Here is a 7,311-nt window from a genome sequence, read left to right as displayed (position 1 = left end):
GGCTGAGCGCCCGCAGCTCGTCCTCGAACGGCGCCTGGGCCCGCCGCTGGGCCTCCAGCATGCGCGCCTCCAGATCGGCCTTCCGCCTCAACAGATAGTCATAGATCGTGTTCGCCATCTTTGGGCTGTCCATATGGCGTGAGACTCCCCACCGCGGTCACGCTGTCGCGGCGTCAGTCGCTGCCATTTTCTACGGCGCAGACGGACGACAAAATCGATTAAAAGCAATACTTTACGCGAGACCGGACTCTCGGCCCGTTTCGTTACTGAAAACCTAACGCCGTTCGCCGAACAGCCGTGTTTGGTGAGAAACGGGGACCATTTTCGCAAAGTTGCGGCGTTTCCCACCATTTCCGCGGGTTTCACCCTAGGCGGGGCTTGGCCTGGCGGGTCATTCGTCCGTCGGAGATTCAGACGCGCGCGCCGACCGCGCGGCGTCGCGGCGGCCAAAACCCTTGCCGCGGGACATCGGCTTGCGTTCGCCCCCCTTCTTCGCGCCTTGGGCCTTGGCGGCGATTTCCTTGAGCTTGATGGTCTGGTTGACCGACATGGCCTCACCGGCGCCGCCCTTTTCAGGATCGCCGAACGCGCGGCCGTAGGTCTGGATGCGCTGGGCGACCGAGCCCAGGAACTCACCCTCCCACTCGGACAGTTCGATCCCGGCCTTGTCGGCCGTGCGCTGGGCGCGCTTGAGCGCGTTCAGGGCGGCCTTGCGCGCTTGAGCGCGAGGATCGGGCGGCTTCTTGGCGCGCATGCGGGCAGACTAGCGGGCGTCGAGGGCGGGACGCACGCGGAAAAATATTGAGTTCTCCCTCCTCGAACCCTCTCCCATGGGGAGAGGGAGGGACCCGCGCCGTCAGGCGTGGAAGGGTGAGGGGGTAAAACGTCGACCGGCGGGCCGGCAGGGCATCTAGAGAAAACGGTGAGGGCGTAACCCCTCGCCCTCCCACCGCTTTGCGGCGGCGTCCACCCTCTCCCACTGGGAGAGGGTGAAAATCCTAGATCTCGCCGATGGCCGAAAGGTACAGGTCCAGGATCGCGTCCTCTTCCTGGCGCTTGGCGCGGTCGGTCTTACGCAGGCGGACCACCTTACGCAGGATCTTGACGTCGAAACCGTTGCCCTTGGCTTCGAGGTAAACTTCCTTGATCTGCTCGGCGATCTCGGCCTTTTCGACCTCGAGGCGCTCGACCCGGTCGATGATGCTCTTGAGCTGGCCTTGAGCGGTGGAGTTGAGCACGTCGGCGTGCGGGGCGGCGTCATCGGCCATGAAATGTCTCGCGAGGCGGGGAAATGAGAGGCGCGGAACCTAGTGGCAACGGGCTCCGAGTGGAAGGCGGATTCCCCGCTCTTTTTTCTTTTAACGCCCTTCCACACGTCCGCGTGAGACTTCGGCCAAGGCGGCCAGGTCTGGCGTTTCGCCCTCGCCCGACAGCAAGGTCTCCAGCCCGCCCTCGACCAGATCGGCCAGCGGCAGGGCCAAGCCCTTCTCGTCGCCGGCCGCCTGGGCCAGGCGCACGTCCTTGAGGGCCAGGTCGGCGGCGAAGCCCGGCGGGTGGTAGCGGCCCTCGGCGATCATGGCGCCGTAGATCTTGTAGATCGGGGCGGCGAAGATCGTGCTGGTCAGCATGTCCAGCAGGTCGGCGGCCGGCACGCCGTGGGCGGCGCCCAGGGCCGTGGCCTCGCCCATGGCCTCGACGGCCGAGACGATCATCAGATTGCCGGCGATCTTGACGGCGTTGGCGCGGACGGGGTCCTCGCCCATCGGCCAGACCTTGGCCGCCAGGGCTTCCAGCGCAGGCATGGCCTTGGCCACGGCGTCGGGCGCGCCGGCCGCCAGCACGTTCAGCCCGCCCGCCCGGGCCACCGGCGGACGGCCGAACACCGGGGCGGCCACATAGCCCAGGCCGAGCGCCGCGTGGGTCTCCGTCAGTTCCCGCGTGAAGGCGGTGGAGATGGTGGCGAGGTTGACGTGGACCAGGCCGGACCGGGCGCGGGGCAAGGCATCCAGCAGGACGCCGCGGATCGCCTGGTCGTGCGCCAGGATCGACAGGACGAGATCGCCCTGAAGCGCGTCCTCGATCGCCTCGGCCACCTTCGCGCCCTGGGCGGCCAGGGCGGCGGCGGGGCCGGGCGAGCGGTTCCACACCGTCACGACGTGGCCCTTCTCCAGCAGGTTCTCGACCATGGCTTTGCCCATGGCTCCCAGGCCGATGAAACCGATGTGCATGAGGCAACTCCTGACAGGCCCTGAGCGGAGCAAACACTCCGCCTCATCCTGAGCCTGTCGAAGGACGAGGCGGACGCATCGCGCCAGCCGCCCTCGTCCTTCGACAGGCTCAGGATGAGGGCTACTTAAGCGCCGTCGCGGCTAGAGCAAGCCGTGCTTCTCGATCGCCGCACGCAGCATCGCCGGATCGGTGAAATGGTGCGCGTGGAAGCCCAGGGCGGTGGCGGCTTCGATATTGGCCAGACTGTCGTCGACGAACAGCAGGTCAGGCGGCTCCAGGCCGGTGCGTTCCAGGGCGATCTCGTAGATCCGAGCCTCAGGCTTGATCACCCGCTCGCGGCCCGAGACCACGGTGTCGCGGAAATGGCGGAAAGCCGGGCTCATGGCCCGCACGTCGTCCCAGGTCTCGTGGGACATGTTGGTCAGGCCGAACTGCGGCACGCCGCGCGCGGCCAGGTCCTCGATGACGGATTCGGTTTCGGGGATCGTCCCCGAGAACATCTCGGACCAACGGTCCCACCAGGCGGCGATGTGCTCGGCGTGATGAGGATGTTCGGCGCTGAGGGCGGCGATGTTGTCGGCGAAGGTCACGCCGCGATCCGTCGCCGCGTGCCAATCCAGGGTCCCGACATGCGAAAGGAACCGGTCGAGATCGGCCGGTTCCTTGAAAATCTTCGCGTAGAGCGTGCGCGGATTCCAGCGCACGATGACGTTGCCGACATCCCAGAGCAGCGCCCTGGGAGGCCGAGCGGACGTCATTAGCCTTGCTTGGCTTTGAAGCGCGGGTCGGTCTTGTTGATGATGTAGATCACGCCCTTGCGGCGGACCAGCTTGCAATCGCGGTGACGCGACTTCAGCGACTTCAGCGAGCTACGAACCTTCATGACCGTCTCTATACTTCGGCGGAGAGGTTCACGGCCGCCATGAGGGCGAAAGGAACATCCGGGATGTTTCGGAGGGCGTGCGTATAAGCAGGACAACCGCCGGAGTCAATGCGATTAGGCCAGCGCACGTTGCCGGCGCTCGAGGCGGTCACCCTCGGACCGCTCCAGGTCCCGGAACCTTAACCGCTCTGTCGCCCTTGTGATTGCAGCTCTGTCGCGAACCCCGGTAGCCTGCCTTGATGGATAGACGCGTTTTCCTCGTTTTGCTGCTGGCCGGCTGCGCCGACACTTCCACCAATGCGCCCCTGGCGCCGTCGGTCGCCCCACCAGCCCCGCCGCCCGGCCCGCCCACGGCGGTCGCCGCCCCGCCGGCCTCGGGTCAGATGGTGGGCTTCGACACCTGGCTGGCCGCCTTCAAGCAAAAGGCCCTGGCCGCGGGCCTGACCCAGCAGCTGCTGGATCGCGAGCTGGACGGCGTGACGCCCAATCCCAAGGTGATCTCGCTGGACGGCCGCCAGCCGGAGTTCTCCAAGCCGGTCGGCGACTACATCAAGGGCGTGATCAGCGAGGACCGCGTCGCCGTGGGCCGCGCCAAGCGCGACAGCCTGACCTTTCTGCCGGCCATCGAGGCCCGCTACGGCGTGCCGCGCGACATCCTGCTGGCCGTCTGGGCCATGGAATCGGCGTTCGGCAAGATTCAGGGCGACTTCGACGTGGTCCGCTCCATGGCCAGCCTGGCGTTCGACGGCCGCCGACGCAATTGGGCCGAGGGCGAGCTGATCGCCGCCCTGAAGATCATCGCCTCGGGCGAGGACACCCGCGAGCAGCTCAAGGGCTCATGGGCCGGCGCCATGGGCCAAACCCAGTTCCTGCCCTCCAACTATCTGTCGACCGCCGTCGACTGGGATGGCGACGGACGGCGCGACATCTGGGGCAGCGACAGCGACAGCCTGGCCTCGGCCGCCAACCTGCTGAAGAAAGGCGATTGGAAGCCCGGCGTCGGCTGGGCCAAGGAAGTGATCCTGCCGGCCGGCTTCGACTACGGTCTGGCCGAGGGCCCGCGCGAGGTCCCGTCGTGGTGGGAGGCCAAGGGCGTCAAGCGCGCCGACGGCCTGCCCTGGACGGCCGCCGACGCCGCCTCGCCGGCCGGGCTGATCCTGCCCGCCGGCTGGTCGGGTCCGGCCTTCCTGACCCTGCCCAACCACTACGCGATCCGCACCTACAACAACTCCACCTCCTACGCCCTGGGCATTGGCCTGTTGGCCGACCGGTTCGCCGGGGGCGGGACCCTGGTCACCGCCTGGCCGGTCGAGTCGGCGCTGAGTCTGGCCGACCGCATGGCCGCCCAGATCGCCCTGAGTCGTCTGGGTTTCGATCCCGGTCCGGCCGACGGCGTGATCGGGGCCGGCACCCGCAAGGCCCTGCGCGCCTGGCAAACCGATCGCAAGCTGCCCGCCGACGGTTACCTGTCGTCCGACATGGTGGCGCGGCTGAAGGCGCAAGCTGGCATCAGCTAAGGCGGTCCGACCCTCAGTGCGGCCCCGAGGCGTCGATCGAGCTGGCGTCCACCACCTGGGCCTCGTCGCGGGCCTCGCGGGGCGCTGTGGCGTCGCCGACCCGGCGCATGACCGGGTCGATCAGGGCGTAGGCGACCAGGCCGAACAGAAGCGCGACATTCATCAGATAGGGCGACGGATGGGCCCACTTGTAGAGCGCCACGCCCAGCACCGGGGCGATGATCACCGAGGCGCCGTTGATGGCGCTGATCGCCCCGGCCACCGCCCCCTGCTCCTCGTGGCCCACTGACAGCGAGGCGCCGGCCGTGAAGCCGGGACGGGCGAAGCCGTAGCCCAGGCTGCACAGGGCGAAGCCGACGACCAGGGTGTGATAGTCTGGCGAGAAGGCGACGATCAGATTGCCCAGGGCCGCGCAGCCCGCGCCCAGCCATAACAACTGGCGCGGGGTCAGGCGCAGCATGCGGATCAGCCCCCACTGAGCCAGCAGACTGGCCACCGCCCCGGCCATCATCGCCACGCCCGCGAAGGCCGCCGCCTTGGCCGGCGAGATCTGCAGCTTGTCGATGACCATGAAGCCCAGGGTCTGCTGGTTCACCGTTTGGGCGCTGGCCAGCAGGAAGCCGTAGATGACGAAGGGCATGATCCGCCGATCGTTCCAGCGCACCCGGGCCCGGGGCTTGTGAACCGTCTCGCCGCCGCGCTCGGGAATCTCGTCGGGGCTTTCGGGCAGGCCGCGCATCACCACGACCAGCACGATGCCGGCGATCAACGCGAACGCGAACATCGGCCCCGACAGGGTCAGCAGCGGGAAGACCAGGAACGGCGCGACCGCCGGGCCGAGGATCGTGCCCAGGCCGCTGGCCGAGGCCATGGTGGCCATGGCGTTGGTGCGGTCGGCCGGCGCCGTGCGGTCGGCCACATAGGCCTGGGCCGCCGGGTTCGAGGCGCTGCCGACCAGGCCGAAGATCGCCCGCGAGAGAGTCGCTCCGGCGAACACCGCCAGCGGGACCATCAGGCCTTTCAGCCCCATCAGGATGAAGAAGCCGAAGCCCAGCATCGACACGGCGAAACCGGCCATGCCCAGGACCACCATCGGCTTGCGGCCGCGCTTGTCGGACATCCGCGCCCAGACCGGCGACATCACGCCCCACAGCAGGGCCGACAGCGAGAAGATCGAACTGATCAGCACGTCAGGAATGCCGACTTCGCGGCCGATGGCCGGCAACACGGTCTGAAGCGCGGTGTTGCCGGCGGCGCTGGACAGCAGGACGGCGAACAGGATGGCGAAGGCGCGGCCCCTGACGCGGTCTTCAAGACGAACGTCCGGGCTCGCCACGCTCATGCTTCCCTCCCAGCCCGACAATCGCGTCACGGACGCCGGTAGGTCCGGCTTGCCTCGCGAAATGACGTCAAACACCTGTTAGGCGGGTGTGACGATAGGCGCAACGGGCTCGCCCCCCCCGCTCACCTTGGATTAAGCATTAACAGCGATGATCTGCGCGCAAGTTACCCCCGGGGCTCCCTTCGTCATGTTCCAGATCATCGGCATTGTGCTGCTCTTCGGCCTCGTGTTCGGCAGCTTCATCATCTCCGGCGGCAAGATGGACGTGATCCTCCACGCCGCCCCGCACGAGCTGATGTGCATCCTGGGCGCGGGCATCGCCTCGTTCCTGATCTCGAACTCGCTGACGGTGATCAAGGCCACCGGCGGCGGCCTGGCCAAGGTCTTCGCCGGCCCCAAATGGAAGACCACGGACTATCGCGACCTGCTGAGCCTGCTGTTCCTGCTGACCAAGACGATGAAGTCCAAGGGTGTCATCGCCCTGGAAAGCCACATCGAAAAGCCGAACGAGAGCGGGATTTTCCTGCGCTATCCGAAGATCATCAAGGACCACTTCGCCGTCGATTTCATCTGCGACACCCTGCGGATGATGACCATGAACCTGGAAGATCCCCACCAGGTCGAGGACGCGATGGAAAAGCAGCTGGAAAAGCACCATCACGAAGGCCTGGCCCCGGCCCACGCCCTGCAAAGCCTGGCCGACGCCCTGCCCGCCCTGGGCATCGTCGCCGCCGTGCTGGGCGTCATCAAGACCATGGGCTCGATCACCGAGCCGCCGGCCGTGCTGGGCGCCATGATCGGCGGCGCGCTGGTCGGCACCTTCCTGGGCGTATTCCTGGCCTATGGCTTGGTCGGACCGTTCGCCACGCGCCTGACCGCCGTGGTCGACGAGGAGGGCTCGTTCTACAAGATCATCCAGTCGGTCCTGGTCGCCCACCTGCACGGCAACGCCGCCCAGATCAGCGTCGAGATCGGCCGCGGCAACGTGCCGAGCGAAGCTCAGCCCAGCTTCCTGGAGCTGGAAGAAGCCCTGCAAGCCATCCCCGCCGAGCCTTGATCAGAGCGATCACGGAACGATCACGGATCCGTGAATACTTGTCTTGCGTCCGCCATCGAACTGATGTTCTGTGACCTGGTGACGCGACCCAAACGGGTCGCAGTCGCCAGACAAGCAGTCGCAAGGGAAGTCCCTATGACCACCAAGATTCTCCGCTCGATCCTGATCGCCGGCGTGGCCGTCTCGGCCCTGTCGCTCGCCGCCTGCGGCCCGAAGACGGACACCGCCGCCGACGCCTCCTCGAAGGCCGCCCAGGACGCCGCCGCCTCGGCCAGCACGGCCA

8 protein-coding genes and 1 pseudogene are annotated in these 7,311 nt (G+C 67.4%); 2 read left to right on the top strand and 7 right to left on the bottom strand.

Going from position 1 to position 7,311, the window contains the following annotated elements:
- The 6 genes and pseudogenes from WAL33_RS02725 to ykgO form a co-directional block, all read right to left on the bottom strand.
- A pseudogene (locus WAL33_RS02725) lies at positions 1-118 on the bottom strand (hypothetical protein); the annotation flags it as partial.
- A gap of 273 nt (positions 119-391) precedes the next feature.
- The gene (locus WAL33_RS02720; protein WP_422178241.1) at positions 392-754 is read right to left on the bottom strand and encodes a hypothetical protein; all 363 of its coding nucleotides are present in this window, start codon (positions 752-754) and stop codon (positions 392-394) included.
- Positions 755-998: 244 nt separating this feature from the next.
- A complete protein-coding gene (locus tag WAL33_RS02715; protein ID WP_165185130.1) occupies positions 999-1,268 on the bottom strand; it encodes a DUF2312 domain-containing protein in 270 nt (89 codons plus the stop codon).
- Between the two features lie 90 nt (positions 1,269-1,358).
- Positions 1,359-2,228, bottom strand: coding sequence for an NAD(P)-dependent oxidoreductase (locus WAL33_RS02710; RefSeq protein ID WP_422178239.1), 870 nt, complete (start codon positions 2,226-2,228; stop codon positions 1,359-1,361).
- Positions 2,229-2,369: 141 nt separating this feature from the next.
- Positions 2,370-2,987: an HAD family hydrolase gene (locus tag WAL33_RS02705; RefSeq protein WP_422178237.1), complete on the bottom strand. Its 618-nt coding sequence runs from the start codon at positions 2,985-2,987 to the stop codon at positions 2,370-2,372.
- Positions 2,987-3,112: a type B 50S ribosomal protein L36 gene (ykgO, locus tag WAL33_RS02700; RefSeq protein ID WP_099447304.1), complete on the bottom strand. Its 126-nt coding sequence runs from the start codon at positions 3,110-3,112 to the stop codon at positions 2,987-2,989. Before ykgO ends, WAL33_RS02705 begins: the two co-directional genes overlap by 1 nt.
- 239 nt (positions 3,113-3,351) lie before the next feature.
- Between ykgO and WAL33_RS02695 the strand changes: the two genes are divergently transcribed.
- Positions 3,352-4,629 (top strand): lytic murein transglycosylase, encoded by a 1,278-nt coding sequence (locus tag WAL33_RS02695; RefSeq protein ID WP_422178234.1) that lies wholly within the window; start codon positions 3,352-3,354, stop codon positions 4,627-4,629.
- A gap of 13 nt (positions 4,630-4,642) precedes the next feature.
- Here WAL33_RS02695 and WAL33_RS02690 read toward each other — a convergent pair whose 3' ends face one another.
- A complete protein-coding gene (locus tag WAL33_RS02690) occupies positions 4,643-5,971 on the bottom strand; it encodes an MFS transporter (protein WP_422178232.1) in 1,329 nt (442 codons plus the stop codon).
- 187 nt (positions 5,972-6,158) lie between these two features.
- Between WAL33_RS02690 and motA the strand changes: the two genes are divergently transcribed.
- The gene (gene motA / locus WAL33_RS02685; protein ID WP_422178230.1) at positions 6,159-7,028 is read left to right on the top strand and encodes a flagellar motor stator protein MotA; all 870 of its coding nucleotides are present in this window, start codon (positions 6,159-6,161) and stop codon (positions 7,026-7,028) included.
- The last annotated feature ends 283 nt before the right edge of the window (positions 7,029-7,311 follow it).

It is taken from the genome of Caulobacter sp. (assembly GCF_049283275.1).
Classification (GTDB): domain Bacteria; phylum Pseudomonadota; class Alphaproteobacteria; order Caulobacterales; family Caulobacteraceae; genus Caulobacter.
The sequence above is the reverse complement of the archived record's forward strand: the minus strand, read 5'-3'. Positions and strand labels throughout refer to the sequence as shown.

Bases quoted from the DNA above. Each gene is read 5' to 3' on its own strand.
- WAL33_RS02695 (WP_422178234.1), top strand. From the start codon at position 3,352: ATGGATAGACGCGTTTTCCTCGTTTTGCTGCTGGCCGGCTGCGCCGAC.
- WAL33_RS02720 (WP_422178241.1), bottom strand. From the start codon at position 754: ATGCGCGCCAAGAAGCCGCCCGATCCTCGCGCTCAAGCGCGCAAGGCC.
- WAL33_RS02690 (WP_422178232.1), bottom strand. From the start codon at position 5,971: ATGAGCGTGGCGAGCCCGGACGTTCGTCTTGAAGACCGCGTCAGGGGC.
- WAL33_RS02710 (WP_422178239.1), bottom strand. From the start codon at position 2,228: ATGCACATCGGTTTCATCGGCCTGGGAGCCATGGGCAAAGCCATGGTC.
- motA (WP_422178230.1), top strand. From the start codon at position 6,159: ATGTTCCAGATCATCGGCATTGTGCTGCTCTTCGGCCTCGTGTTCGGC.
- ykgO (WP_099447304.1), bottom strand. From the start codon at position 3,112: ATGAAGGTTCGTAGCTCGCTGAAGTCGCTGAAGTCGCGTCACCGCGAT.
- WAL33_RS02705 (WP_422178237.1), bottom strand. From the start codon at position 2,987: ATGACGTCCGCTCGGCCTCCCAGGGCGCTGCTCTGGGATGTCGGCAAC.
- WAL33_RS02715 (WP_165185130.1), bottom strand. From the start codon at position 1,268: ATGGCCGATGACGCCGCCCCGCACGCCGACGTGCTCAACTCCACCGCT.